24 protein-coding genes are annotated in these 24027 nt (G+C 65.3%); 12 read left to right on the top strand and 12 right to left on the bottom strand.

The window, feature by feature from the left end:
• Positions 1 to 110: 110 nt before the first annotated feature.
• Positions 111 to 1016 carry a LysR family transcriptional regulator gene (locus tag AWB66_RS22855; protein WP_062640976.1) on the bottom strand — a complete coding sequence of 302 codons (906 nt, stop codon included), beginning with the start codon at positions 1014 to 1016 and terminating at the stop codon, positions 111 to 113.
• Between the two features lie 145 nt (positions 1017 to 1161).
• On the opposite strand from AWB66_RS22855, the gene AWB66_RS22850 reads away from it, so the two are divergent.
• Genes AWB66_RS22850 through AWB66_RS22840 form a run of 3 tightly spaced genes read left to right on the top strand, consistent with a single transcriptional unit; the run spans position 1162 to position 4987 of the window.
• Positions 1162 to 2592, top strand: coding sequence for a M20 family metallopeptidase (locus AWB66_RS22850; protein ID WP_087632405.1), 1431 nt, complete (start codon positions 1162 to 1164; stop codon positions 2590 to 2592).
• Entirely contained in the window at positions 2582 to 3874 is a 1293-nt protein-coding gene (locus AWB66_RS22845; protein WP_087632364.1) for an MFS transporter, read from the top strand. The genes AWB66_RS22850 and AWB66_RS22845 overlap by 11 nt, the downstream gene beginning before the upstream one ends.
• A gap of 33 nt (positions 3875 to 3907) precedes the next feature.
• Positions 3908 to 4987, top strand: coding sequence for a serine hydrolase domain-containing protein (locus AWB66_RS22840; protein WP_087632365.1), 1080 nt, complete (start codon positions 3908 to 3910; stop codon positions 4985 to 4987).
• A 127-nt stretch (positions 4988 to 5114) separates the two neighbouring features.
• On the opposite strand, the gene AWB66_RS22835 is transcribed toward AWB66_RS22840, so the two are convergent.
• The 5 genes from AWB66_RS22835 to AWB66_RS22815 all read right to left on the bottom strand — a co-directional run bounded on the left by AWB66_RS22835 (position 5115) and on the right by AWB66_RS22815 (position 12824).
• A complete protein-coding gene (locus AWB66_RS22835; RefSeq protein ID WP_235021198.1) occupies positions 5115 to 6323 on the bottom strand; it encodes a CaiB/BaiF CoA transferase family protein in 1209 nt (402 codons plus the stop codon).
• A gap of 1 nt (position 6324) precedes the next feature.
• Positions 6325 to 7107, bottom strand: coding sequence for an enoyl-CoA hydratase/isomerase family protein (locus AWB66_RS22830; RefSeq protein ID WP_087632367.1), 783 nt, complete (start codon positions 7105 to 7107; stop codon positions 6325 to 6327).
• Positions 7108 to 7120: 13 nt separating this feature from the next.
• The gene (locus AWB66_RS22825) at positions 7121 to 8410 is read right to left on the bottom strand and encodes an MFS transporter (protein WP_087632368.1); all 1290 of its coding nucleotides are present in this window, start codon (positions 8408 to 8410) and stop codon (positions 7121 to 7123) included.
• A 180-nt stretch (positions 8411 to 8590) separates the two neighbouring features.
• Entirely contained in the window at positions 8591 to 11599 is a 3009-nt protein-coding gene (locus tag AWB66_RS22820) for an FAD-binding and (Fe-S)-binding domain-containing protein (protein ID WP_087632369.1), read from the bottom strand.
• Positions 11600 to 11603: 4 nt separating this feature from the next.
• Positions 11604 to 12824, bottom strand: coding sequence for a pyridoxal-phosphate-dependent aminotransferase family protein (locus tag AWB66_RS22815; RefSeq protein WP_087632370.1), 1221 nt, complete (start codon positions 12822 to 12824; stop codon positions 11604 to 11606).
• 158 nt (positions 12825 to 12982) lie between these two features.
• Between AWB66_RS22815 and AWB66_RS22810 the strand changes: the two genes are divergently transcribed.
• From AWB66_RS22810 to AWB66_RS22800, 3 genes are all read left to right on the top strand, one after another.
• Positions 12983 to 13711 carry a GntR family transcriptional regulator gene (locus AWB66_RS22810; RefSeq protein WP_087632371.1) on the top strand — a complete coding sequence of 243 codons (729 nt, stop codon included), beginning with the start codon at positions 12983 to 12985 and terminating at the stop codon, positions 13709 to 13711.
• 37 nt (positions 13712 to 13748) lie between these two features.
• A complete protein-coding gene (locus tag AWB66_RS22805) occupies positions 13749 to 14654 on the top strand; it encodes an ATP adenylyltransferase family protein (protein WP_087632372.1) in 906 nt (301 codons plus the stop codon).
• 71 nt (positions 14655 to 14725) lie between these two features.
• Positions 14726 to 15754, top strand: coding sequence for a S1C family serine protease (locus tag AWB66_RS22800; RefSeq protein ID WP_087632373.1), 1029 nt, complete (start codon positions 14726 to 14728; stop codon positions 15752 to 15754).
• Here AWB66_RS22800 and AWB66_RS22795 read toward each other — a convergent pair.
• On the bottom strand, positions 15751 to 15993 hold the full coding sequence (locus tag AWB66_RS22795) for a hypothetical protein (protein WP_125469769.1): 243 nt from the start codon (positions 15991 to 15993) through the stop codon (positions 15751 to 15753). The two genes, AWB66_RS22800 and AWB66_RS22795, sit on opposite strands and share 4 nt — an antisense overlap.
• A 336-nt stretch (positions 15994 to 16329) precedes the next feature.
• On the opposite strand from AWB66_RS22795, the gene AWB66_RS33505 reads away from it, so the two are divergent.
• Complete coding sequence (locus AWB66_RS33505) at positions 16330 to 16515, top strand: hypothetical protein (protein WP_087632375.1); 186 nt, start codon at positions 16330 to 16332, stop codon at positions 16513 to 16515.
• On the opposite strand, the gene AWB66_RS22785 is transcribed toward AWB66_RS33505, so the two are convergent.
• On the bottom strand, positions 16504 to 16878 hold the full coding sequence (locus AWB66_RS22785) for a hypothetical protein (protein WP_087632376.1): 375 nt from the start codon (positions 16876 to 16878) through the stop codon (positions 16504 to 16506). The genes AWB66_RS33505 and AWB66_RS22785 overlap by 12 nt on opposite strands.
• Positions 16879 to 17143: 265 nt before the next feature.
• Here AWB66_RS22785 and AWB66_RS22780 point away from each other — a divergent pair, with 265 nt between their 5' ends.
• Positions 17144 to 17602, top strand: coding sequence for a hypothetical protein (locus tag AWB66_RS22780; RefSeq protein WP_087632406.1), 459 nt, complete (start codon positions 17144 to 17146; stop codon positions 17600 to 17602).
• Between the two features lie 18 nt (positions 17603 to 17620).
• Here the strand turns inward: AWB66_RS22780 and AWB66_RS33500 are convergent, their stop codons facing one another.
• Positions 17621 to 17842: a hypothetical protein gene (locus tag AWB66_RS33500; protein ID WP_143328356.1), complete on the bottom strand. Its 222-nt coding sequence runs from the start codon at positions 17840 to 17842 to the stop codon at positions 17621 to 17623.
• 428 nt (positions 17843 to 18270) lie between these two features.
• Between AWB66_RS33500 and AWB66_RS22770 the strand changes: the two genes are divergently transcribed.
• A complete protein-coding gene (locus tag AWB66_RS22770) occupies positions 18271 to 19194 on the top strand; it encodes a DMT family transporter (protein WP_087632378.1) in 924 nt (307 codons plus the stop codon).
• Between the two features lie 30 nt (positions 19195 to 19224).
• Positions 19225 to 19449, top strand: coding sequence for a hypothetical protein (locus tag AWB66_RS22765; protein ID WP_087632379.1), 225 nt, complete (start codon positions 19225 to 19227; stop codon positions 19447 to 19449).
• Between the two features lie 15 nt (positions 19450 to 19464).
• Here the strand turns inward: AWB66_RS22765 and AWB66_RS22760 are convergent, their stop codons facing one another.
• Positions 19465 to 19749, bottom strand: coding sequence for an XRE family transcriptional regulator (locus AWB66_RS22760; RefSeq protein ID WP_200819042.1), 285 nt, complete (start codon positions 19747 to 19749; stop codon positions 19465 to 19467).
• A gap of 530 nt (positions 19750 to 20279) precedes the next feature.
• On the opposite strand from AWB66_RS22760, the gene AWB66_RS22755 reads away from it, so the two are divergent.
• A complete protein-coding gene (locus AWB66_RS22755; RefSeq protein WP_087632380.1) occupies positions 20280 to 20861 on the top strand; it encodes a phasin family protein in 582 nt (193 codons plus the stop codon).
• A 67-nt stretch (positions 20862 to 20928) separates the two neighbouring features.
• Here the strand turns inward: AWB66_RS22755 and AWB66_RS22750 are convergent, their stop codons facing one another.
• Positions 20929 to 21282, bottom strand: coding sequence for a DOPA 4,5-dioxygenase family protein (locus AWB66_RS22750; RefSeq protein ID WP_087632381.1), 354 nt, complete (start codon positions 21280 to 21282; stop codon positions 20929 to 20931).
• A gap of 176 nt (positions 21283 to 21458) precedes the next feature.
• Between AWB66_RS22750 and AWB66_RS22745 the strand changes: the two genes are divergently transcribed.
• Complete coding sequence (locus tag AWB66_RS22745; RefSeq protein WP_087632382.1) at positions 21459 to 22298, top strand: transporter substrate-binding domain-containing protein; 840 nt, start codon at positions 21459 to 21461, stop codon at positions 22296 to 22298.
• A gap of 31 nt (positions 22299 to 22329) precedes the next feature.
• Here the strand turns inward: AWB66_RS22745 and AWB66_RS22740 are convergent, their stop codons facing one another.
• On the bottom strand, positions 22330 to 23754 hold the full coding sequence (locus tag AWB66_RS22740) for a cytochrome P450 (protein ID WP_087632383.1): 1425 nt from the start codon (positions 23752 to 23754) through the stop codon (positions 22330 to 22332).
• Positions 23755 to 24027 lie beyond the last annotated feature (273 nt).

Genomic DNA, 24027 nt, shown 5'->3' on the forward strand with positions numbered 1-24027 from the left:
CTTTGGGGGCACGAAAAAGACCTACTGTAAGCGTGAAACCCCGGCCGCACCAATCACGTCGAGACACTTTGAAGACATCGGTGGTTCCCGTCTTTCGATCGCGCGCCGCTTCAGTCGATCAGCGCCGGTTCGTGAATCGCGCGCGTGAGCAGCGACAAAAACGCTTCCACCGCCTGCGGCAAGGTGCGACCGGCCATCGTCTGGACCTGGAGGGTGCGCTGATGCAGTTCGACGTTGCTGATCGGAATGGCGGCAAGCCCGTCCGATTCCAGCCGCCCGCGCACCGTCAGATAACCCGTGAGCGTCACCGCGTCTGTGCGCTGCACGAAGCTCTGCAACGCGGCGTGATAGTTGCTCGTGAACGCGGGTTCGAAGATGAGACCTTCGAGGCTGCACGCGATATCGAATAACTGCCGGATCGTGACGCCCTCGCCGGACATCGCCAGCGGCCACGCGGTGAGATCGGCGAGCGTCACGGACTCGCGCGCGGCAAGCGGATGCCCGCGCCGCATCAGCGCGAAGATCGGCGCGCGCTGCGAATGAACCACCGTCACGTCCTTCTCCGGCGCGAGGCTGAAGCACACCGCGATATCGGACGCGCCCTCGCGCACCCGCTGCGTCGCGACCGACGGCGCCATCACGTCGAGCTGAAAATGCGCGGCCGGATGCGTGTCCAGAAAGCGCGCGAACACCTGTGGCAGGAAATCGCGCGCGACGCCCTCCGAACTCGCAACGCGTATCGTCGCGCGCCCGTCCGCCGTCAGCCCGCGAATCTCGCCGGTCACGCGCTCGTTTTCGAGCAGGCTGCGCCGCGCATGCGCGGCAAGCAGGCGCCCCGCTTCGCTCAATACCATCCCGCGCGGACGCCGCTCGAAAAGCGGCGTACCCAGTTCGTCCTCCAGCTTTGCGATCTGCCGGCTCAACGCCGACACCGCCACAAAAAGCTTCTCGGATGCCCGCGACAGCGACCCGCTCTGAGCCACTTCGAGGAAATAACGCAGCGCGGTGCTTTGCATGTTGATGGCTTCTCCGGTTTGCCTTTTCGGCAACGATATCTGCCAAATATTGTGATTGTCCACAAATATCGGCGACAGCAAGATCGGCGCAACGCTTTTGATTCGAACCCTGCGCGCCACCGCGCGCGCCGCACCGGAGAACGATGTGACACGTGAGTCGGCCATTCAAAACGCGGCGAATCGCTATGATTCCGGCCGCTTTCTCGAAGACCTCGCGCGGCGCGTCGCGTTGCGCACGGAGAGTCAGGAGGCGGACAGCGGCGCGCTGCTGCGCGCCTATCTCGACGACGAAATCGCGCCCGCGCTCGTGCGTCTCGGCTTTCGATGCCGCGTCGTCGAGAATCCGCAGGCGGGCGCGGGGCCGTTCCTGGTCGCGCATCGCCATGAATCCGACGATCTGCCGACCGTGCTGACCTACGGTCACGGCGACGTCGTGCGCGGCTACGACGCGCAGTGGAACGACGGACTCTCGCCGTGGCGCGTGACGGTCGACGGCGACCGCTGGTACGGACGCGGCACCGCCGACAACAAGGGCCAGCACGGCATCAACCTCGCCGCGCTCGCCGCCGTGCTCGAAGCGCGCGGCGGCCGGCTCGGCTTCAATCTCAAGATGCTGTTCGAGACCGGCGAGGAAGTCGGCTCGCCGGGGCTGCACGCGCTCGGCGCGCAACTGCGCGACGAGCTCGCCGCCGATGTGCTGATCGCCTCCGACGGCCCGCGGCTCGCCGCCAAGCGCCCGACGCTCTTTCTCGGCTCGCGCGGCGTCGTGAACTTCCGGCTCGACGTGCGGCTGCGCGAAGGCGGCCATCATTCGGGCAACTGGGGCGGTCTGCTGCGCAATCCGGGCGTGGTGCTCGCGAACGCGATCGCGTCGATGGTGGATGCGAACGGCCGCATTCTCGTCGACGGGCTGCGTCCGCCGCCCGTGCCCCCGGCCGTGCGCCGCGCGCTCGCGGATATCGAAGTGGGCGGCAACCCGGGCGAACCTGCGATCGACACGGATTACGGCGAACCCGGCCTCACGCCGACCGAGCGCGTATTCGGCTGGAACAATCTCGAAGTGCTGGCGTTTCGCACGGGCAATCCGGAGAAGCCCGTCAACGCGATTCCGCCGCATGCGTACGCGCACATGCAGATCCGCTTTGTCGTCGGCACGGACTGGGAAGCGCTCGAAGCGCTCGTGCGGCGCCATCTCGATGCGCACGGTTTTCACATGATCGAAGTCGATGTCGAGCGCGGCAGTCCCGCGACGCGCGTCGATCCCGAGAACGCGTGGGTGCAATGGGCGCGGCAGTCCTTGCGGGAGACCACCGGCCAGGAGCCCGTGCTGCTGCCGAATCTCGGCGGCACGCTGCCGAACGACGTCTTCGCCGACATCCTCGGCATGCCGACGCTCTGGGTGCCGCACTCCTACCCCGGCTGCTCGCAGCACGCGCCGAACGAGCATCTGCTCGGTTCCGTCGCGCGCGAAGGGCTCTGCATGATGGCGGGCCTCTTCTGGGATCTCGGCGACGCCCGCGGCTTGCCGACCAAAGCCATCGCGACGATCGCGAAGGAGCACAGCCATGAGCACTGACTTCGCCGCCGAAGGGCGCTCAGGCGCAACCAGCGCGGGTCATACAAGCATGTCGCGGCTGATTCTCGCGACTTCGATCGGCAATGCGCTCGAGTTTTACGACCTGGTCGTCTACGGCTATTTCGCCTCGACGCTCTCGCACCTGTTCTTCCCGACGAGCGACCGCACCGTCTCGCTGCTGCTCACGCTCGGCACGTTCGCGCTGTCGTATCTCGCGCGGCCGGTGGGCGCCTTCGTGCTCGGCTCATACAGCGACCGCCGCGGCCGCAAGGCATCGCTTACGCTCTCGATCGCGATGATGACGATCGGCACCGGCATGGTCGCGCTGATGCCGACCTACGCGACCATCGGCATCCTCGCGCCGATCGGCATCTTTTTGTCGCGGCTGTTGCAGGGCTTCTCGGCGGGCGGCGAGTTCGGCAGTTCGACGGCGTTTTTGATCGAACATGCGCCCAAGCGCAGCGGGTTCATGTCGAGCTGGCAGTTCGCGAGCCAGGGCGCGAGCACGCTGCTCGCCTCCGCGTTCGGCGCGGTGCTGACCGGCATGCTCACGCAGCCGCAACTCGAAAGCTGGGGCTGGCGCATTCCGTTCCTGTTCGGCATGCTGATCGGGCCGATCGGGCTCTACATCCGCCGTCATATCGACGAGACGCCCGAGTTCGAACGCACCGAACGCTCCGCTTCGCCGATCCGCGAAGTGCTCGCGACGCAAAAGGAGCGCCTGTTGGTGTCGATCGGCTCGCTCGTGCTGACCACGACCGCGAACTACATGCTGCTCTACATGCCGACTTACGCCGCGCGCCAGCTCGGGCTCGCCCCTTCATATGGCTTCATCGCGACGCTCGTCGCGGGCTTCATCGTGATGGTGCTGACGCCGTTCGTCGGCCACTGGTCGGACAAGGTCGGCAGGACGCGCATCATGCTCGGCGCGGGCACGCTTTTCTTCCTCACGATCTATCCGGCGTTCATGTTCATGAACGCGCATCCCTCGCTCGCGACGCTGCTCGCCGCCGTGATCTGGGTGGCCGTGCTGAAGGCGACCTACTTCGCGCCGATTCCCGCGCTGATGTCGGACCTGTTCCCGACGCGCACGCGCACGACCGGCATGGCGGTCGGCTACAACATCGGCACGACGGTGTTCGGCGGCTTCACGCCGCTCGCGGTGGCGTCGCTGATCGCCGCGACGGGCAACAATCTGGCGCCGGGCTTTTATCTGATGCTCGCGGCGGTTATCAGTCTCTTCACGCTCGTGTGGGCGCGCCGGCGCCTGAACGCGCACTGAATTTCGCACTGGATTTAAAAGGAATCGCAAGACATGCAACACGACGATCTGCAACGCGCGGTGCAATTCGCAATCGATCATGAAACGACGTGGGATCGCAGTGTCGACGGCGTGTTCGGCGTGCATCCGAACGACCCGCCGCCGTGGAACCGCCTGCTCGGCCCGGTGCACGACCGCGGACCGGTGTCGGGGACGATCGCGGTCGACGGACGCGTGCTCGCGTCATGGGGTGAGCCGGATCGCGCGGACCTGACCTTCAGCATCGCGAAGACTTATCTTGCGCTGCTCGCAGGCGTCGCGCACGATCGCGGCTTGCTGCCCGACGTCGACGAACCGATTTGCCGGCGCGTGCCCGGCATCGGTTTCGACGACGAACACAACGCAAGCGTGACGTGGGCGCAGATACTTCAGCAGACGAGCGAATGGCAAGGCGCGTGCTTCGGCCTGCCGGATCAGGCCGACCACTATCGCGCGGTCACGTTCGGCGAGCCGCCCGCCGGCAGGAAGGGCGACTTGCGCAAGCTGCGCACGCCCGGCACGTACTGGGAATACAACGACGTGCGGATCAATCAGTTGTCGCTGGCGCTCTTGCATTTGTTCCGCCGGCCGCTGCCCGAGGTGTTTCGCGAGGCGATTATGCGTCCGGTGGGCGCGAGCGAAGACTGGCAGTGGGTGGGATATGACCATGCGTGGGTCGAGATCGACGGACGGCGCGTGCAGTCCGTGCCGGGTGGGACGCATTGGGGCGGCGGTCTTTCGATCAGCGCGAACGATCAGGCGAAGGTCGCGCAGATGCTGCTCGACGATGGCATGGCGAACGGCCGGCGGGTTCTGTCGAGCGAGTGGCTCGCGCGCATGCGCACGCCCTGCGCGATCGCGCCGTTCTACGGCTACCTCGTCTGGCTCAATCACGAGCGACGCGTGTTTCCGAGCGTGCCCGCTTCGAGCTGGTTCGCGATCGGCGCGGGCGGTTCGTTCATGTGGATCGAGCCCGAGCGGCGGATGACGCTCATCGTTCGGTGGCTCAATCCTGAGCATGCCGATGCGTTCTTTGGGCTCGTGTTGGATGCGGCTGACGCTCGTGGTCGGGAGGCGGTCGGGTACGCCGCCTGATGTTTCTCTGCTTCTATGGAACTTGTATTCGCCCGGACAGCGCATTGCTAATAGACCGACGCGAAAGCAAGTTCCACAGAAGCGCAAGCGCATCGGTCCAATCCTGCCGAAAGCGCCAGGCCTCCCCTCACCCTTCCAGAATCGCCCCCTCTTCCTTCAACGCCCGAATGCGCGCTTCGCTGAACCCATACTCGGCGAGCACTTCCGACGTATGCTGCCCCAAGAGCGGCGCAGGCCGCGACGACTCCGCGCGTCCCTCGGAGAAATGAATCGGCAGCCCGATCCCGCGCATGCGCCCCGCGAGCGGATGCTCCGTCTGAACGATCATCCCGCGCGCGATCGCCTGCTCGTGCGCGGCGGCTTCCGGCACTTCGAGCACCGGTCCCGAAGGCAAGCCGATCGCATCGAACGACGCGAGCCACTCCGCCGTCGTGCGCTCGACGAGCCGTGCCGTCAGGATATCGACCAGCGCGCCGCGGTGCTTCAGGCGCCCCGCGTTGGTCTGGAAGCGCTCATCGTCGGCAAGCCCCGGAATCTCCAGCACGCCGACGAGCCGCTCGTAGTTGCTCTGGTTCGCAGCACCAATGTTCACCCAGCCGTCGCGCGTGCGAAACGCCTGATACGGCGCGCTCGTCGGGTTCGCGGAACCGGCCTTCGGCAGCACCGTGCCATCGGCGAAGTAGTTGGCGAACGCCCAGTACATCTGCTGCAGACCCGCTTCGAAGAGCGACGTGTCGACCATCTGCCCGAGCCCCGTCTTCTGCTTGCCCGCGTAGGCCGCGCAGATACCAAGCGCGGCAAGGATGCCCGCGTTGATGTCGGTGACGGGCGAGCCTGCCTTGATCGGCGCCTGTCCCGGTTCGCCGGTCATGCTCATGAGTCCGCTCATCCCCTGCGCGATCAAATCGAAGCCGCCCTTGTCGGCCATCGGTCCGCTGCGCCCGAACCCCGAGATCGCGCAATAGATGAGGCCGGGGTTGTCGCGCCTGAGCGCCTCGTAGCCCATGCCGAGCTTTTCCATCGTGCCGCGACGGTAGTTCTCGGTGACGACATCCGCGGTCGCGAGCATCTTGCGCAGCACTTCGCGCCCGCCCTCGGTCTTGAGATTGAGCGCGATACCGCGCTTGTTGCGATTGACGATCAGGAACGACGCCGATTCGCCGCCTTCGAGGATCGGCGCAAAGCGGCGGCAGTCGTCGCCGCCGGGGACCTTCTCGACCTTGATGACGTCGGCGCCCATGTCGGCGAGCATCATGCCGCAGATGGGCCCCGACATGATGTGCGCCAGCTCGACGACCTTCATGCCGGCAAGCGGTCCTTGTGCGTGGTGGGTCATGTCAGCGTCCCTTGAATTGCGGCTTCACCTTGTCGAGGAAAGCCTGATAGCCTGCGCGAAAATCCTCGGTGCCATAGCAGGCAAAGCCTTCGTCGCGTTCCTCGGGCGAGAGCGGCGCCGGGTCCATCACGCGTCTGACGAACTGCTTGTGCCAGCGCGCGACGAGCGGCGCGCCATCCGCGATGCGGCGTGCGGTCTCGTAGGTCTCGGCGGTGACCTGATCGTCGGGCACGATGCGCGTGACGAGCCGCTTCTCGAACGCTTCGCGCGCATCGAACACGCGGCCTTCCAGCAGAATCTCCAGCGCGACCGCCGGTCCCGCAAGACGCACGAGTCCTTCGATCTCCGCATGCGCCATCACGAGCCCGAGGTTCTTGATGGGCACGCCGAAGCGGCTCGATTCGCCGCAGATGCGCAAATCGCACATCGCCGCGATCTCGAGCCCGCCGCCCACGCAGATGCCGTGAATCATCGCGACGAGCGGATGCCGGCAGTCCTTCAGCGCGCTGAGCGTGCGGTGCATGATCGCGCCGTACTCGCGCGCCTGCTCGACATTCGCGCGGTCGGTGCGGAATTCGGCGATGTCGTTGCCCGGCGAAAACGCTTTCTCGCCTGCGCCGCGCAGCACGATGCAGCGCAGCGAGTCGTCGGCGGAGAGCGTTTCGATGGCATCGCCGAGTGCGCGCCACAGGGGTTTCGTCATCGCGTTCAGCTTCTCCGGCCGGTCGATGACGACGGTCGCGATGGTCTCCTCGCGTTCTATCGTGATGGATGCGTCAGCCACGTTCACTCTCCGTTCAAACAAACTTGCGCGCGTCGCGGGCCGCCGCTTCGCCGCCCTCGACTTCGAGCGCGCGATCCGGGCGCATCGTGAACGAGAGCACGATGCCCGCCGCCATCAGCACCATCGAGACGGTGAACGGCAGGTTCCAGTTGCCCGTGCGGTCGATGAGAAAGCCGCCCATCACCGGGCTGATGATCGCCGCGAGCGCGGAGCCCGAATTCATGATGCCGCTCGCGGTGCCCGCGTGCTTCGGCGCGATGTCCATCGGCACGGCCCACATCGGTCCGATCGTCATCTCGTTGAAGAAGAACCCGCCGGACAGGCACAGCGCCGCCATCGTGATCGAGATGTCGGACACGAGCATGATCGGTGCGAGCGAGAGCAGCGTGAGCAGCATGCACACGCCGACCATCACGTTGCGCGCGAGACGCAGGTTGCCGCTCTTGCGCAGGATGCGGTCGGTGATCGAGCCGCCGAGCCAGTCGCCAAGCACGCCCGCGAAGAACACGCCCGACGCGAAGAGCGCCGACTTGCCGAGCTGCATGTGATAGTTGTGCAGGAAGTACTGCGGAATCCAGCCGAGGAAAAGCCACAACACCCAGCCATAGCAGAAGTACACGGCGGTGACGGGCGCCATGCGTCCGAGCAGCGCGCGCCACGGCACGGGCAGCCGCTCCTTGATGCCGGAATAGTTCGAGAGCGTCGCGCACTCTGGCTCGGTGATCTTCGGATGCTCGCGCGGATTGTCGCGGAAGTACCAGATCCAGGCCACTGCCCACAGGAAGCTCACGATGCCCGTGATGATGAACGCGCCGCGCCAGCTCGTCGCGACCATCAGCCAGACGATGAGCGGCGGCGCCACCGCATTGCCGATGCGCGATGCCGCGTGCGTCGTGCCTTGCGCGAAGCCGCGCTGGTCGGCGGGAACCCAGTTGGACATGGCGCGCGTCGCGGTCGGGAACGTGGCGCCTTCGCCGAGGCCGAGCAAGAGGCGCGCGACGATCAGCGAGACGAAGCCGCCCGCCATGCCCGTCATGACCGTGGCGCCGGCCCAGATGACCGCGCAGACGGCGAGCGTGCGGTGCGGACCGAAGCGGTCGCCGACCCAGCCGCCGATGATCTGGAACACGAGATACGGATAGGCGAACGCGGAGAACACGAAGCCGATCTCCGTGTGCGACAGGTGCAGCTCCGAGGCGAATGCGCTCGCAGCGGTACTGACATTGACTCGATCGACATACGTGATGAAATACATCGCGCATAGCAGCAACAGAACGCGCGTCGTGGCTCGACGGAACATCATCGTCTCCTTGGGGCTGCGTGTTTCGCAGGCGCATGCGTGCGCCCGAAGCGGACTGCTCGTGTTGTGTTGTCTTTAACCGGATGCGGTCATTGCATCCGGCGTGCGATGGTCCGGATTCTCGGTTTGCGCGGTCGTGTCATGGCTTGTCTCCTGTCTTCTGTGCTGCTGGTTTTGGTCGATTCAATCTGCCAGCGCCGCGGCCAGCACCTGCGCCACATGCAGCGCATGCTTTTGCGTACCGTCGGCGATCTGATGCCTGCAACTCGTGCCATCGGCGACGATCACCGCGTCGCCCGCTGCGCGAACCGCCGGCAGCAGGGACAGTTCCGCCATCGCCTTCGATGCCTCGACATGCTCCGCCTCGTAGCCGAAGCTGCCCGCCATCCCGCAACACGACGATTCGACCACCGACACGTCGAGCCCCGGAATCCAGCCGAGCACCGTCTGCACGGGATGAAACGCGTCCAACGCTTTCTGATGGCAATGTCCGTGGACGAGCGCCTTCGGCGTGTCGAGCGGCTTAAGCGAGAGACGCATACGGGCCGCCGCCGTCTCGCGCACGAGGAATTCCTCGAAGAGAAACGACGACTTCGACAGGCGCACGGCTTCATCGCCATAACCGAAGCCTAAGAATTCGTCGCGCAGCGTCAGCAGGCACGACGGCTCCAGCCCGACGATCGGCACGCCGCGCTCGACGAACGGCATGAGCGCGTCGAGCGTGCGGCGTGCTTCCGCCTTCGCTTCGTCGACGAGTCCTGCGGCCAGAAACGTGCGCCCGCAGCAGAGCGGCTGTTCGTTCGGCATCCTATTGAAATGCACCGCGTAGCCGGCCGCTTCGAGCACGCGTTTAGCCGCGCGCGCGTTGTCCGGTTCGATGCAGTTGTTGAACGTATCGACGAAGAGCAGCACTTCCTTCGTGCCGGCGGGCGGCGTCTCCGGCTGTACCGCGCGTTCGAGGAACGACCGTGTGAAGCGCGGAAACGAGCGCTCCGCGGCGAGACCGAGCCGCTTCTTGAGCCACGGCATCTTGTCGATCGCGCCGAAGAGCGACGGCATGCGGCTCGCATACGGCGCATAGCGCGGCAGGAACGCGATGAGCCGCTCGCGCACGCGCAGACCGTGGCGGGCCGTCCAGGCCGCGCGCGCTTCGATCTTGATGCGCGCCATGTCGACGCCCGTCGGACAGTCGCGCTTGCAGCCCTTGCACGACACGCACAGGTCGAGCACGTCCTTGACGTCCTGGCTCGCGAGTCCGTCTTCGCTGAGCTGGCCGGACAACGCGAGCCGCAGCGTGTTCGCGCGGCCGCGCGTCACGTGCTGTTCGTCCTTCGTGATGCGATAGCTCGGGCACATCGTGCCGGCGTCGAACTTGCGGCAATGGCCGTTGTTGTTGCACATCTCGACAGCCTTCGCGAGCCCGCTGCTCAGGTCGCCACCGGAACCGGGGCCGCCTTCTTGGCCCGTCAGCGGATCGCGCGTGACGTTCCATGCCGACCAGTCGAGTTGCGTCTTCAATGCGCGCTCGCGATACGTCGGCGGGAAACGGAAGTACGCTGCGTCGTCCATCTTCGGCGGATTCACGATGCGATCCGGGCTCATGCGATTGTCCGGATCGAAGAGCGCCTTGATGTCGCGAAACGCTTCGTTGATGCGCGGACCGTATTGCCACGCAACCCATTCGCCGCGGCACAGGCCGTCGCCGTGTTCGCCCGAATACGCGCCCTTGTATTCGCGCACCATCGCCGCCGCTTCTTCCGCGATCGCGCGCATCTTCTGCGCGCCGTCGCGGCGCATGTCGAGAATCGGCCGCACGTGCAGCGTGCCGACGCTCGCGTGCGCATACCACGTCCCTTCCGTGCGATGCCTGCGAAACACCTCGGTCAGCCGCCCCGTGTATTCCGCGAGATGTTCGAGCGGCACGGCGCAGTCTTCGATGAAGGACACCGGCTTGCCGTCGCCCTTCATGCTCATCATGATGTTCAGACCCGCCTTGCGCACTTCCCAGAGCGCCTTCTGCGGCGCCGCGTCGGGCATCTCGACCACCGATCCGGGCAGGCCGAGATCGCCCATCAATTCGACGAGCTGCGCGAGCTTCGCCGCCTGCGTGGTCTTGTCCGCGCCCGCGAACTCCACGAGCAGCACCGCCTGCGGCTCGCCGACCAGCGCCTTCTCGATGACCGGACGAAACGCGGGATTGCCCATCGACAGGTCGATCATCGTGCGATCGACCAGTTCGACCGCGACCGGCCCGAGCTTCACGATGTGCTGCGTCATGTCCATCGCGTCGTGGAAGGTCGGGAAGTTCACGACGCCGAGCGTCTTGTGCGCGGGCAGCGGCGCGAGCTTGAGCGTGAGCTGCCGGCTGAACGCGAGCGTGCCTTCCGATCCGACCAGCAAGTTCGCGAGGTTCGGCTCGTCGCCGGCGCTGAATGGCAGCGGGCTCTGGCAATCGAAGAGGTCGATGTTGTAGCCCGCCACGCGCCGCAAGACTTTTGGCACGCGCTCGCGAATCTCGTCGCGCTCGCGCTGTGCAATCCGCGCGACGCCTTCGACGAGCGCGCGCGTGCGGGCATCGGCGGCCATCTGCGAGAGCGCGGCGAAGCGCGCCTCGTGACCGTCGGCGAGCACGGCGTCGATCGCCTCGACGTTGTGCACCATGATCCCGTATTCCATCGAGCGCGAGCCGCACGAATTGTTGCCCGCCATCCCGCCGATCGTGCATTGCGCGCTCGTCGACACATCGACCGGGAACCACAGCCCATGCGGCTTCAGCCACGCATTGAGGTGATCGAGCACGACGCCCGGTTCGACCGTCACCGTCTGCGCGTCCTTGTCGAAGTGGACGATGTTGTTGAGCCACTTGCTCGTATCGACGACGAGCGCCTCGCCGACCGTCTGTCCGCACTGGCTCGTGCCCGCGCCGCGTGCGAGCACGGCGGTCCGGCTGTCGCGGGCGATGTCGAGCGCGAGCTTGAGATCGTCCTGGTCCTTCGGCACCACGACGCCGAGCGGCATGATCTGATAGATCGACGCATCGGTGGCGTAGCGGCCGCGCGCGGCGCGCTCGAACAGCACGTCGCCCTTCAACTCCTTGTGCAGGCGCGCGGCGAGCGGCGTGAGCGCGGCACGCGCGGACGCGGGCAGCAAGTGAATCGGCTTGACGAGCGCTTCGGAGGTTCGGGTCAGCATGGCGTCAGGCGGCGGCCTTCAACTGAGGCTTGGCGGCGTGGCTCGTCAGATAGTCCATCGCGGCGGCCACGCCGCTGCCTTCGAGCTTCACGCCCGCGAGCTTCAGGCCCATCTCGCAGCCGGCGAGCGTCGCCATCAGCGTGAGGTCGTTGCAGTCGCCGAGATGCCCGATCCGGAACATGCGCCCTTTCAGCTTGCCGAGCCCGGTGCCGAGCGACATGTCGAAATGTTCGTAGATCAGCTTGCGCACCGCATCGGCATCGACGCCTTCGGGCGTCATCACGCCCGTCAGCACCGGCGAATACACCGACGGGTCCGCGCACTGGATCGGCAGGCCCCACGCGTTCACCGCCGCGCGGCAGGCCGCCGCGAGCCGCTGATGGCGCGCGAAGACTTGTTCGAGCCCTTCGTCGAGGATCATGTCGAGCGCTTCGGAAAGGCCATACAGCAGGTTCGTGCTCGGCGTGTACGGCCAGTAGCCCTGCTTGTTCATCTCGATGATCTCGTCCCAGCCCCAGAACGCGCGCGGCAGCGTGGCGGTTTCGCTCGCCTTGATCGCCTTCTGCGACACCGCGTTGAAGCTGATCCCCGGCGGCAGCATCAGGCCTTTCTGCGAGCCGGACACGGTCACGTCGACGCCCCATTCGTCATGGCGGTAGTCAGCGGAAGCGAGGCCGGAAATCGTATCGACGAGCAAGAGCGCCGGATGCCCCGCCGCATCGATCGCGCGGCGCACGGCGGCGATCTCCGAGGTGACGCCCGTCGACGTCTCGTTGTGCACGACGCACACGGCCTTGATCGCGTAACCGCGGTCTTCGCGCAAACGTGCTTCGATCATGTCCGGCTGCACCCCGCGCCGCCATCCTTCGATGCCGGGCAACCCGAGGAATTCGGGCTTCAGGCCGAGGTTCTCGGCCATTTTCTTCCAGAGCGTCGCGAAGTGGCCGGTCTCGTACATCAAAACCGTATCGCCCGGCGAAAGCGTGTTGGCGAGCGCCGCTTCCCACGCGCCCGTGCCCGACGCAGGATAGATCACGACCGGCTGCGTCGTCTTGAAGATCTTTTTGATGCCGTCCAGCACCTTCAGCCCGAGCGCGCCGAACTCCGGACCGCGATGGTCGATTGTCGGATAGCTCATCGCGCGCAGGATGCGGTCGGGCACCGGGCTCGGCCCGGGAATCTGCAGGAAATGGCGTCCGGCGGGATGGAAATCGAGCTTGAGCATGGCGCGCGTCCTTTTGGAATTTTGCATGCAAAATACTCTAACGCACCGATGGTCGCGCGCAAAGCCGTTTTGCTTAGGGGAAAACCCCGCCGCAGCAATCGCCGATGTACGCGTGCGGCAGTGCGGTAAAATTGCGAAAAAGAAGCCTGGAGTATTGAATGCAAAATGCTGACCTGCCCGAAGCGCAGTTCGAACTGGCCTTGCCGAAAGTCGAACGCCAGCGGCTGCACGACACGGTCGTCGACCATCTGCGCACGTTCATCGTCGAGGGACGGCTCGCCCCCGGCGTGAAGCTCAACGAGCGCAAGCTGTGCGAAACGCTTGGCATCTCGCGCACGCCGCTGCGCGAGGCGCTGAAGGTGCTGGCCGCCGAAGGGCTGATCGACATCTCGCCGAACAAGGGCGCGTCGGTCTCGCAGATGAGCGAAGCCGAGATTCGCGAAACCTTCGAATTGATGAGCGGACTGGAAGCGTTTTCTGGCGAACTCGCCTGCGAGCGGATCACGGCCACGGAGATCGCCGAGATCAAGGCGCTGCACTACGCGATGCTCGCGTGCCGCCAGCAGAACGACCTGTCCGGCTACTACGCGCGCAATCAGGCGATCCACGACAAGATCAACGAAGCCGCGCGCAATTCGGCCTTGCGGCAAACATACGTGTCGATCAACCGGCGGCTGCAGGCGCTGCGTTTTCGCTCGAACTTCCAGACGCCGAAGTGGGACAGCGCGATCCGCGATCACGAAGAGATGATCCAGGCGCTCGATTCGCGCGACGGCCGCCGCATGGCGACGATCCTGCGCGCGCATCTGCTTTCCAAGCGCGATGCGGTGCTGGCCGAGCGCACCTTGACGACGGTGCGTCCGGCGCCCAATGTCAACGAGCCGTGAATCGAACGCGCGCCGTCGCGGGTGTTACGCTTGACGGATGACGCTGCCCTTCCCCGAACCCGGCTCGCTGTGGCCCGCGATCCTGCGGCAGTCGCGCCGCGCGCTCGACTGCGGCGCGCTGCGCCCGATTGACACGGTCCAGGCGACGATCGACGACGCAGGCATGACGTTTCTCGTGCGACAGGTGTCGAGCGTCGCGCGCAAGGACGAGGACCGCGCGCGGCGCGAGTCCGCGCCGCCGGGCACGGTGCGCGTGAATCCTTTCTTGCCGTGCGACGATGATCTGGTCGTCGCGGATATCGGCGACAGTCACATTCTTCTGCTCAACAAGTTCAACGTGATCGACCAGCATTTGCTCGTCGTCACGCGCCGCTTCGAGCCGCAATCCGCGCTGATCGATCTTGCGGACTTCACGGCGTTGTTCGCGTGCCTCGATCAATTCGACGGACTCGGTTTCTACAACGGCGGCCCCGAAGCGGGCGCGAGCCAGCCGCACAAGCATTTGCAGATCGTGCCGCTGCCGCTCGGGCGGCCCGGTCCAGCGCTGCCGGTCGAACCGCTCGTCGCGGCTGCGCGTCTGCGCGATGGAACCGGTGTCGTGCCGGGCCTGCCGTTCGCCCACGCGTTCGGCCGCTTCGACGTGTCGCGCGGCATGAATGCGCCCGCGACGGCGCACAGTGCGTGGGCGTGCTATCGCGCGCTGCTGGACGCGGCGGGCGTGCCGCCCGTGGACGTCGACGGCAAGGCGCATCAGTCGGCGCCGTACAACCTGCTCGTCGCGCGCGACTGGATGCTGCTCGTGCCGCGCTCCGTCGCGACGGTCGACGGCATCGCGGTCAACGCGCTCGGCTATGCGGGCTCGCTCTTCGTGCGCGACGAAGCGCAGATGCGCACCGCCGAGCGGCTCGGACCGATGAAAGTGCTCGCTCGCGCGGGGCGATGAACCGTCGCCGCTATCTTGAAAACAACTCGTCCGCCCCGCATGTCGGTGTCCAATTATTCCGGAGCCCCACCATGGGAAGCCGTCCCCGTTTCATCGACGATCTGTCGCGGGGCGCGCCGGACGCAGCCGAACCGCTTGCGCTTGGCGACCACGCACTCCTCGACGCCTACTCCCGCACGGTCATCGGCGCGCTGGCACGCGTGCAGCAGGCGGTGGCCTTCATCTCCGTCGAACGACGCCTGCCCGGCGACGCGAACGGCCGCGGCGCGCGCGGCGGCACGGGCTCCGGCTTCATCTTCACGCCGGACGGCTATCTGCTGACCAACAGCCACGTCGTGCACGGCGCGACGCATATCCGCGTGACGCTCGCGGACGGCGCCACGTTCGATGCCGATCTCGTCGGCGAAGACCCCGACAGCGATCTCGCCGTGCTGCGCATCGGCTCGCCGGAGCCGCTGCCGCATGTGGAACTCGGCGATTCGTCGCGGCTTTCGGTCGGCCAGATCGCGATTGCCGTCGGCAATCCGCTCGGGCTCGCGCAGACGGTCACGACGGGCGTCGTCTCCGCGCTCGGGCGGTCTTTGCGTTCGACCTCGGGCCGCATGATTCCCGACGTGATCCAGACCGACGCCGCGCTCAACCCGGGCAACTCGGGCGGGCCGCTCATCAATTCCGCCGGCCAGGTGATCGGCGTGAACACGGCGGTGATCCAGGGCGCGCAGGCGATCTGCTTCGCCATCGCGATCGATACGGCCAAGTGGGTCATCATGCAGATCTTCGCGCATGGCCGCGTGCGGCGCGCGTACATCGGCGTGGCGGGCACGACCGTGCCGGTCTCACGGCGCGTGCAGCGCTATTTCGAACTGAACTCGACGAGCGGCGTGCACGTGATGGAACTCGTCAAAGGCAGTCCGGCCGCACTCGGCGGGCTGCGCAACGACGACCGCATCGTCGCCATCGACGGCCTCACGGTCGACAGCGTCGATGCGTTGCAGCGTGCGCTCGACGGATCGCGGATCGGCCGCGCGGTGAACATCACCGTGCTGCGCGGCGCGCAAAAGCTCGACCTCGTCGTGACGCCCGTCGAGCAAAACGCCTAGCCGCGCGGCCGGTCGGACGGTTCGGCCAGCTTCGCGAGCAACGCGGCCGCGTGACGGACCACGGTCTCGGTTGCATCGGGCGACTTCATCAGCGCATGGATGCGCTTTCGCCAGTATTCGGGCTGCATGACGGGACTGTGCGCCGCCACGCCACGGCGACGCCTCGGCATGCGCTCGAGTTCCGCGATCATCCGTTCGATATGCACGAGTTCCTGCTGCTGAAACGCTTCCGAACTCACGGTCTCCTCCTCGCCGCTTGCGTTCAACGGTCACGCGCATCGGTTTCGGTTTCTTGTTGGTAGTCGCGCCGGGCCGTTCCGCATGATTGCGATGCGCGAATGCCGGCCCATGCATTAAACGGACGAGGCATCGGTTTTATTCCCTGATCGCGGCGCATCCGCGTACGGTGTCACGCCGAAGACGACGCGTTCCCGTGGGCAGCCGCATCCGTATGATCGTTTTGTGTGCGCTAACAGCCGGTTGCGCCCGCGATGCTGCGGCTTAATCCAGTGCAAGCACACCGCGACTGCGTGCCATCGGTCGACGGTGCAGAAGGCCCTGGAAAAAGGATCGCCATGCCGAATCAGACAGACTGCCCGTCGTCGACGCGTGAAGCGTTTCGCTGCACCGGCCCGCAATTCGATGCGATCGTTCGGTTTGCCGAGGAACGCGGACTGGAACATCAGCCATTGCAGTTCGTGGTCGCGCAGTGGTGCCGCCTGCAGCGGTCTTCGTCGTGGACGCCTCATTCATTGCCCTGACAGCACGCGCTGTTTAAGCACCCAGATGGCGGTCGGCACCGCGTAGTAGCCGCTCACGTTTCCGGTGACGAGCTTGCCGGTCAGTTGAATGCGCGAGTTCTCGGCAGGCGTCGTATCGACGATCTGCACGACGTCGATCGAGCTTTGCTGCTTCTGGCCTGCCGCGGTGCCGGGCGAATTCACGCAGATGGGACTCGCGAGCGAGAGTACCCAGACGGATTTGGCCGAGGCTTCGGCGGCGCGCGCGGCCTGGCGCGTGGCGGTGCCCTCGAGCGTGACGACGTCGCCATCGGAATAACAGGGGGCCGCTGAAGCAGAAGCCGTCAGCAGCAAGAGTGCATAAGCGCAGGCCTTCGCTGTCATTCCAACCTCGCGTCGATGCGATGGGGGCTGAGGACGTCTTCATGCAGCTTAAGTGATCGGGCCCTCCCCCGCAACCCGGCGCAGCCCTTGCCCGCTCCGCAACTCACATCCACGACATCGACGATTGTCCGCCCTCGGGAATGCCGGTTGCTTTCGTTCCTCTGACGAAAGACGGCGCATGAGCGCAAGAGACACCGACGCGCCGTATCGGACCGGCCACCGACAGGCCCGGCCGCGCCGTCGCAATCGACGTGGGAGGTCGATGATGAATCAGGTCATAGTGGGTGTATTTGCATCGTATCGGGATGGACACGAGGCTTTACGCGCGTTGCAACTGGCGGGACTCAGGCGCGACGACGCCCAGCTGTATCGCGCGGGACAGCCAGGCGCGCCGCAGATCGACGAGGAGTGCCTGCCGACGACGGATGCGCATCGCGAGGATGAAGCGGAATACGCCGCTCATGGCGAGCACCAGGGCGTGGTCGGCGGCCGGAACCGCTTTACGGCGGCGAGTGCCAGGCTACCCGAGCCGCTGCCGGGAAACGACGATACCGCGCCTGTGGAATACCGCGGACGCACGCTGCTCGTGATCCGCCTGAGTGATGAAATCAAGCCCGGCGCGGTGGGCGAAATGCTGCACGAACACGGCGCCATCGCCGTGAAGGACGCCTCGGGCCACTGGCGCTTCTCGCCCTATCGCGGCGGATCAAGAACGCCGCGATAACCGGCGTGGCCCGCACGATCAGTGATAGCCGGGGCCGCGCTTGACGGCTTCGAGCGGGCGCGCGTCGCTGCTCGTGTCCGGCGCCTCGTGCGTTTTTTCCTGCGACCCGGCGTCTGCTTCGGCTTCCGCCGCGGCGAGGCGCATCGCCTCGTGGGTCGCGACGGCACGCAATGCCCTGCAATGCGCTGCATGCCTCATGTCCGCCAGCATGCGCACCACCTGACGCGTCCTCGTTCTCATCGCTGCCTCCTGCAACAAGCGTCCGACATCCTGAGAAATCACTTTAAGTGTAGGTCGCAAATAGCCGAACGCAAAGCCTCTTCGCGAAATAGCAACGGCTTGCGAATCGCGCTGGTCAATGTACTTCCGATCCCGACCACCCTGGTCTGACGATAGCGGCGCGCGACAGCGGCCGTCGGTGCGCGGGTTCACGCTGCGGTCCGCGCGTGTGTTCGCTGCGGCACACCGGAGCGCATGCCGCTTTGCGCCACCGCCCGCCGCGCCTTGCCTCGCGCACTGGATCACCGGAGAATCGCGTTGACGATGCGCCGCTCGTCCGTAAAATGAACCATTTGGTTAAATCGGACGCGCGGGGCGCGTCCATGCCGGCGATCGGTAGTCGCCATGCAGGATGCTTCGCGGGGAGAAAGCAGAGTGACGGACACGACATGGCAGCACTAGGAGAAGGCCGCGCGCGATATCGCATCGATTCGCAAGGGCCCGGCGCCGGCATCGCCATCATGATTCTGACCACGGCGGCGTTCGCGGCGAGCGATTCCACCGTGAAGCTGATCGGCGTCGCAGTGCCGCTTCTCGCGCTGCTCTGGGTGCGCTATCTGTTCCAGATGATCGTGCTCGGCGTGTGGCTCACGAAGCGCGGCGCCTTCGGGCTCTTTCGCACGGCGAACGTGAAGCTGCAATGCCTGCGCGCGGTCCTGCTGCTCACGAATTCCGCCTGCACGTTCGCGGGGCTGAGGCATCTTCCGCTGCCGGTGACCACCTCGCTCGCGATGCTCGCGCCGCTCATCTCCACCCTGCTCGCCGCGACGCTCCTGAAGGACAACGTGCCGCGTAGCAAATGGGCGATGGTCGTGCTCGGTTTCATCGGCATGCTGCTCGTCGTGCGGCCGGGCGGCAGCGCGTTTAGCTGGACGGTGATTTTTCCGATCGCGGCGGCGACGACCTTTGCGTGCTTCCAGGTGTTGTCGAGCCATCTGTCGCGCACCGAGGATGCGATCACGACGAACTTCCTGACCGCGCTGGTCGCGACCATCGTGCTGTGCGTGCTCGTCTGGATGGACCAGGCCGAGACGCTGCCCGCGCTCGGGCAAGTGCGCATCGGAAGCTGGGCGCTCGTCGTCCTGATGGCGTCGATGGCGACGCTCGGTCAACTGCTGATGCTGCAGGCGCTGCGCCGCACGCCGCTTTCCGTGCTGACGCCGTTCGGTTATGCGCAGCTCGCGTTCGCGTCACTGTTCAGTTGGGCGTTCTTCGGCCAGGCGCCCGACCTCTGGATGTCGATCGGCATGGCCGTGATCGCCGCGAGCGGCATCGGCACGGTGCTGCTGCACGGACGCACGCCGGCGCCCTAGCCGCGCGCGTTTCTCTCGAAGGAGCGTCACATGGACACGCGTTCGATACTCGGCATGCTGCACGCGCAAGAAGCCCTGTTGGTTTCCATCGTCCGGTCGATGCCGCCGGACGTGCGCGACCGCATCGTCGGCGACTTCCACGAGCAGGCCGCGATCGCCGAAACGTCGCATCTGGCGACGAGCGAGCGCGAAACGAGCGACGCCTTCAAGGCGCATGTGAGACGGCTGTCGAACGTGCTCGCGTCGCTGTCCTAGCGAAACGTTACGGCGTTACGGCGCCGCCTGCGATGCTGTCGATTGGCCGGTACAAAGCCAGTGCACGTCGACGTCGAGCGTGCGCGCGATGCGCGTGAAGGCGGCGAGCGGTGGAACCGTGATGCCGCGCCGCCAGAACTGCACGTCGTGTTCGCTCACGTCGAGCCAGTTCGCCGCTTTCGCGGAACTGACGCCGGCCTTCTGAAGGGTTCTGTCGAGGCGCGCGGCAATGGCGCGCCGGAGTGCGTTGTCCTCGTGACTGCGTTCGAGGTGTCCAATGGTTTGGGTATATCGCCCCATGTGCTTCAAGTCTCTCGATTTATATTTTTCACATTGAGCGCTGCGTTTTGCAGCGTCAATGAAATGCTAACTGCCGACGATGACTTCGTCGTGACACAGATTAAATCCTACTAATTACACTTTCTGCGCGTTTTTACGTGCCTTTCTGCGCTTGCTGCAATGCATGAATTTTCGAGATCCGAGCTGTAGCTGTCAACTGTAAAAATAATTTCTAACGATTTTGGCGGTAGGTGTTTACTCGCATTCTTATCGGTTTGCCGACGCACGCCGAATGGCTATCCGGGGAATCCCTGAAATCAGCGCCAAAGACCGTCCAGCAAGGGAAATATGACGAACGACCGTTAATTAATAATCGGCTTCATTCATTTCTGGCGTTCCCTATCAAACTGCCCCGATGCCGGTCAAGCGGGAAAAACGCAGTTGACACACATCGATTAATCCCTAGAATTGATTCCTTCGTTGCGTCGCAACAAACGGCGTGGCAGATCACACTACAAATAGGCCGATATTTTTAACTGGAGAGTTCACAGATGAGCAGTCTTGCCCCGGAACAAATTGTTGCCTCTCAGAAAGCGGGCTTCGACACGCTGTACGGTCTCGCCGCCAAAACGTTCGAAGGTTTTGAAAAGCTGGTCGGACTGAATGTGCAGGCCGTTCATACGTCGCTTGCAGAAAGCCAGGAACTGGTGGGCAAGGCGCTGTCGGTTCGCGATCCGCAGGAATTCCTCGCGTTGCAGACGGGCCAGTCGCAGGCGAGCGTCGAGCGCGTGCAGGCTTACTGGCGCGATGTGTATGCCGTCGTGAACGAAACGCGCAGCGCCTTCGCGTCCGCGGCCGAAGCGCAACTGAAGAAGTCGCAGGACGACGCGCAGTCGTACGTCGAAAACCTCGCGAAGAATGCGCCGGCTGGCAGCGAAGCGGTCGTGACGGCGTGGAAGTCGGCGTTCGGCGCGGCAACGGAATCGGCGAACACGGCTTACGAGGCCGCCAAGAAGGCCGCGAAGCAAGTGGTCGAAGCCGCCGAAACCAATGCGAACGCCAGCGCCGAAGCAGCCAGCAAGGGTGCGACGCAAGTGGTCGCAGCGGGCAAGGCCGCCAGCGCGAAGAAGTAAGCGCGGGCAGTCGCCAGTCGTGAAAAGAGCGAGCCGCCTGGCTCGCTTTTTTCTTTGGCGCGGCCGTTCACGGACCGAGGTTCTTCAGCACGAGTTCGTGCGAGCGCCCGATCCACACCGCGGCATCGCGATGATCGCGCAAGGCATCGCCGGTATTGGGGTGCAGGAAAACATCGAGCAGACCGTGATTGAGCGTCAGCCATTCGACGATCTCTGCGAAGCGCGCGGGCTCGAACGCCATCTGATACGACCACATCGGATGCGGGCCGACCGGCCGCTCGTGAAAGCGCCCCATCGTGAGCCTGCCCGCAAAGCGTGCTTCGATCGTTTCGCGAAGCCGCCACGCGGCATCGCGGCTTGCGGCATCGAAGTAGACATGCGCGTGCCAGCTGCTGATCGCCGATGTGTCTGTCGGGGTCATCGTGAGTCCTCTTTGCGTGCGATGTCAGGCCGCGTGCTGCGTCCCCGAACCGATTCTAACGACGCGCGCCCGCACATCGCCCGGTTTTTTTCGGCGCCGCGTTTCGTGAGATAGTCGGAGCCTGCCGGACCGTCCGGCGGACACAAATCCTCTCCTCCCTCACGTTCAGACGACGCATGAAACCATCGAAGCTCTCGTTGCGATCCAGTGCAGTTGCGTTGAGCCTGTGCAGTGCACTCGGCACACTCGGCGCGCTCTCGTACGCGCCGGCGGCGCACGCCGACACCATCGACGACATCGAAAAGCGCGGCGTGCTGCGCGTGGCCGTCCCGCAGGATTTCGCGCCGTTCGGCTCGGTCGGTCCGAGCATGCAGGTCGAAGGGCTCGACATCGACGTCGCCGCGCTGCTCGCGAAGAAGATGGGCGCGAAGCTCGAACTCGTGCCCGTCACGAGCGCGAACCGCATTCCGTATCTGCAAACGAAGAAGGTCGATCTCGTGATCTCGACGCTCGGCAAGGACGCCGAGCGCGACAAGGTGATCGACTTCTCGCAGCCCTACTCGCCGTATAACAACAGCGTGTTCGGCCCGGCGAGCCTCAAGGTGAACGGCCCAGCGGATCTCGCGGGCAAGACGGTCGGCGTGGCGCGCGGCACGTTCCAGGACCTGCTGCTCACGAAGAGCGTGCCTCCGACCGCGGTCGTCAAGCGTTACGACGACAACAACGGCATGATCGCCGCCTACGTGTCGGGACAGGTGCCGCTCATCGGCACCGGCGACTTCGTCGCGACCAAGCTCGCCACGCTGATGCCCGCCGACGCGCCGAACAAGCCGGTGCTCAAGTACGTGATCCATGAATCGTCGTGCCGCGTCGGGCTCAACAAGAGCGAGCCGAAGCTCATGACGCGCGTGAACGGCATCCTGACCGACGCCAAGAAGAACGGAGAGCTGAACGCCATCGTGCAAAAGTGGCTGCATGTGCCGCTGCCGCAGCAGATGGCGCAGACCTTCGACTGACCTCGAGCGCTGAATATTCCCGGATATTCGATTACGCGCGCGGTTTGAGGTCGATCGGCATCCTGCTCGGCACCATCGTGAAGGCGGAGACTTCCTTGATCGTCGCGGGATCGACGGCCAGCGCGATCTCGAAGTTCGCGGCCAGCATCGACAGCACCAGCCTCATTTCGACGTTCGCAAGATGACGGCCCGGACAGACGCGCGGGCCGCCGCCGAACGTCAGGAACGCGCGCGGCTCGTGCGCGCCCCGCGATTCGTCGTGACGATGCATCCAGCGGTCGGGATCGAACGCCTGCGGCTTGGCGAAGTTCGACGCATCGAGCATCGCCGGCCGCGTGAGAAAAAAGAGCCGCATGCCCGCCGGAATCGCGACGCCGCCGAGGCACACGTCCTCGAGCGGCTCGAACGTCTGGATCGCGGCGACCGGGCGCAGCCGGTTCGCTTCGTTACAGACGGCCTCGCAGAGATCGAGACCCTTGAGCGCGCCGTAGTCCGGACAGACCGCCGACGCCCCGAGCACCGCGCGCGCATGGTCCGCGAGGCGCTGCTGCAGGGCCGCGTCGCCGCTGAGGTACATGAGCGCCCAGTTGATCGTGTTGGCGGTGGTGTCCTCGCCGGCCACGAGCAGCGTAAGCACGTTGGCGGCAATCTGCTGGTCGGTGGTGGCCGAGCCGGGCGCATCGCGTGCCATGAGCATCGCTTCGAGCAGATCGTGCGGTTCGTCCCCCGGCGCCTGCTGCATGCGCTCGCGCGCGCGTCCGATCATCGCGTGGATGTAGCGGTGCACTTCGGTCATCGTGCGATCGAAGCGGCGGTCGCGCGGCAAGCGGACGTATCGCCAGTACGGGAATGGCGCGCTCACGCGACGCATGATCTCGGGCAGGATCAGCGCGAGGTGCTCCTGGATGACGCCGTGTTCCTGTTCGAGCGTGTTCGGATCTTCGCCAAATGCGAGCGCGCTCGTCACGTCGACGGTGTAGCGCTTGAGTTCCTCGGTCATCTCAAGCGTGCGCCCTTCCGATGCCGCGCGTGTCAAACGCCGCTGCAAGCGCTCCGTGATCGCGGCGAGCGCGGGATAAAACGCCTTGATGTTCGGAATCGACAGCGCCTGCATCACGAGCCTGCGCTGCGGCTCCCACGCGGCGCCCTCGGCGGAAAAGAGGCCGTTCCCGCCGATTTCGGCCATCACGGATTCGATCGGCGAAAAGCGGCGATACAGATGCGGCCGTTCGCGCATGACGGTCTGAAAGAGGTCGGCCTGCGTCCAGACCGTGACCACCATCGGACCGAGCCGATAGCGATACGGCGAACCGTACTCGACCGCCCATCGCTCGAGCACGGTGTGCATCGTGCTCGGCGAAACCTGGAGCGAATTGCCGAGGAGCGGCAGCCCCGGCGGCCCGGGCAAATCGCTCACGTGCTTTAGGCAGGCATCGCCGAATCGCTGAACGTCCATCGTCCTTTCCTCACGTGCTGTACGCGTCCGCCGCGTACGCTCGCGCGGAGCGGCCGGCCTTCAACCAGCATAGAACATGCGGCCGAGGGGCGGCCCCGTCCTGTGTTCGGACGCGCGCATCGTGAACATTTTTGCAATTGAATATTCCACCCGACCACGCGTTTGCGCGGCATTCCACCACAGGTTGTTGCATCCCATGCTGCCTATTATCTAAGCAGTTCAAGCGAATCCGAAGCAAGAGCGGCGTCAGGTTCATTCGCACATGGGAGCAAG

The sequence above is a fragment of the Caballeronia telluris genome (assembly GCF_001544495.1).
Lineage (GTDB): Bacteria > Pseudomonadota > Gammaproteobacteria > Burkholderiales > Burkholderiaceae > Caballeronia > Caballeronia telluris.

Coding starts and splice junctions, on each gene's coding strand:
- AWB66_RS22765 (WP_087632379.1), top strand. CDS start 19,225: ATGGACACGCGTTCGATACTCGGCATGCTGCACGCGCAAGAAGCCCTG.
- AWB66_RS22840 (WP_087632365.1), top strand. CDS start 3,908: ATGCAACACGACGATCTGCAACGCGCGGTGCAATTCGCAATCGATCAT.
- AWB66_RS22745 (WP_087632382.1), top strand. CDS start 21,459: ATGAAACCATCGAAGCTCTCGTTGCGATCCAGTGCAGTTGCGTTGAGC.
- AWB66_RS22825 (WP_087632368.1), bottom strand. CDS start 8,410: ATGATGTTCCGTCGAGCCACGACGCGCGTTCTGTTGCTGCTATGCGCG.
- AWB66_RS33505 (WP_087632375.1), top strand. CDS start 16,330: ATGCCGAATCAGACAGACTGCCCGTCGTCGACGCGTGAAGCGTTTCGC.
- AWB66_RS22760 (WP_200819042.1), bottom strand. CDS start 19,749: ATGGGGCGATATACCCAAACCATTGGACACCTCGAACGCAGTCACGAG.
- AWB66_RS22785 (WP_087632376.1), bottom strand. CDS start 16,878: ATGACAGCGAAGGCCTGCGCTTATGCACTCTTGCTGCTGACGGCTTCT.
- AWB66_RS22740 (WP_087632383.1), bottom strand. CDS start 23,754: ATGGACGTTCAGCGATTCGGCGATGCCTGCCTAAAGCACGTGAGCGAT.
- AWB66_RS22780 (WP_087632406.1), top strand. CDS start 17,144: ATGAATCAGGTCATAGTGGGTGTATTTGCATCGTATCGGGATGGACAC.
- AWB66_RS22855 (WP_062640976.1), bottom strand. CDS start 1,016: ATGCAAAGCACCGCGCTGCGTTATTTCCTCGAAGTGGCTCAGAGCGGG.
- AWB66_RS22770 (WP_087632378.1), top strand. CDS start 18,271: ATGGCAGCACTAGGAGAAGGCCGCGCGCGATATCGCATCGATTCGCAA.
- AWB66_RS22805 (WP_087632372.1), top strand. CDS start 13,749: ATGACGCTGCCCTTCCCCGAACCCGGCTCGCTGTGGCCCGCGATCCTG.
- AWB66_RS22835 (WP_235021198.1), bottom strand. CDS start 6,323: ATGACCCACCACGCACAAGGACCGCTTGCCGGCATGAAGGTCGTCGAG.
- AWB66_RS22755 (WP_087632380.1), top strand. CDS start 20,280: ATGAGCAGTCTTGCCCCGGAACAAATTGTTGCCTCTCAGAAAGCGGGC.
- AWB66_RS33500 (WP_143328356.1), bottom strand. CDS start 17,842: ATGAGAACGAGGACGCGTCAGGTGGTGCGCATGCTGGCGGACATGAGG.
- AWB66_RS22845 (WP_087632364.1), top strand. CDS start 2,582: ATGAGCACTGACTTCGCCGCCGAAGGGCGCTCAGGCGCAACCAGCGCG.
- AWB66_RS22810 (WP_087632371.1), top strand. CDS start 12,983: ATGCAAAATGCTGACCTGCCCGAAGCGCAGTTCGAACTGGCCTTGCCG.
- AWB66_RS22800 (WP_087632373.1), top strand. CDS start 14,726: ATGGGAAGCCGTCCCCGTTTCATCGACGATCTGTCGCGGGGCGCGCCG.
- AWB66_RS22820 (WP_087632369.1), bottom strand. CDS start 11,599: ATGCTGACCCGAACCTCCGAAGCGCTCGTCAAGCCGATTCACTTGCTG.
- AWB66_RS22815 (WP_087632370.1), bottom strand. CDS start 12,824: ATGCTCAAGCTCGATTTCCATCCCGCCGGACGCCATTTCCTGCAGATT.
- AWB66_RS22750 (WP_087632381.1), bottom strand. CDS start 21,282: ATGACCCCGACAGACACATCGGCGATCAGCAGCTGGCACGCGCATGTC.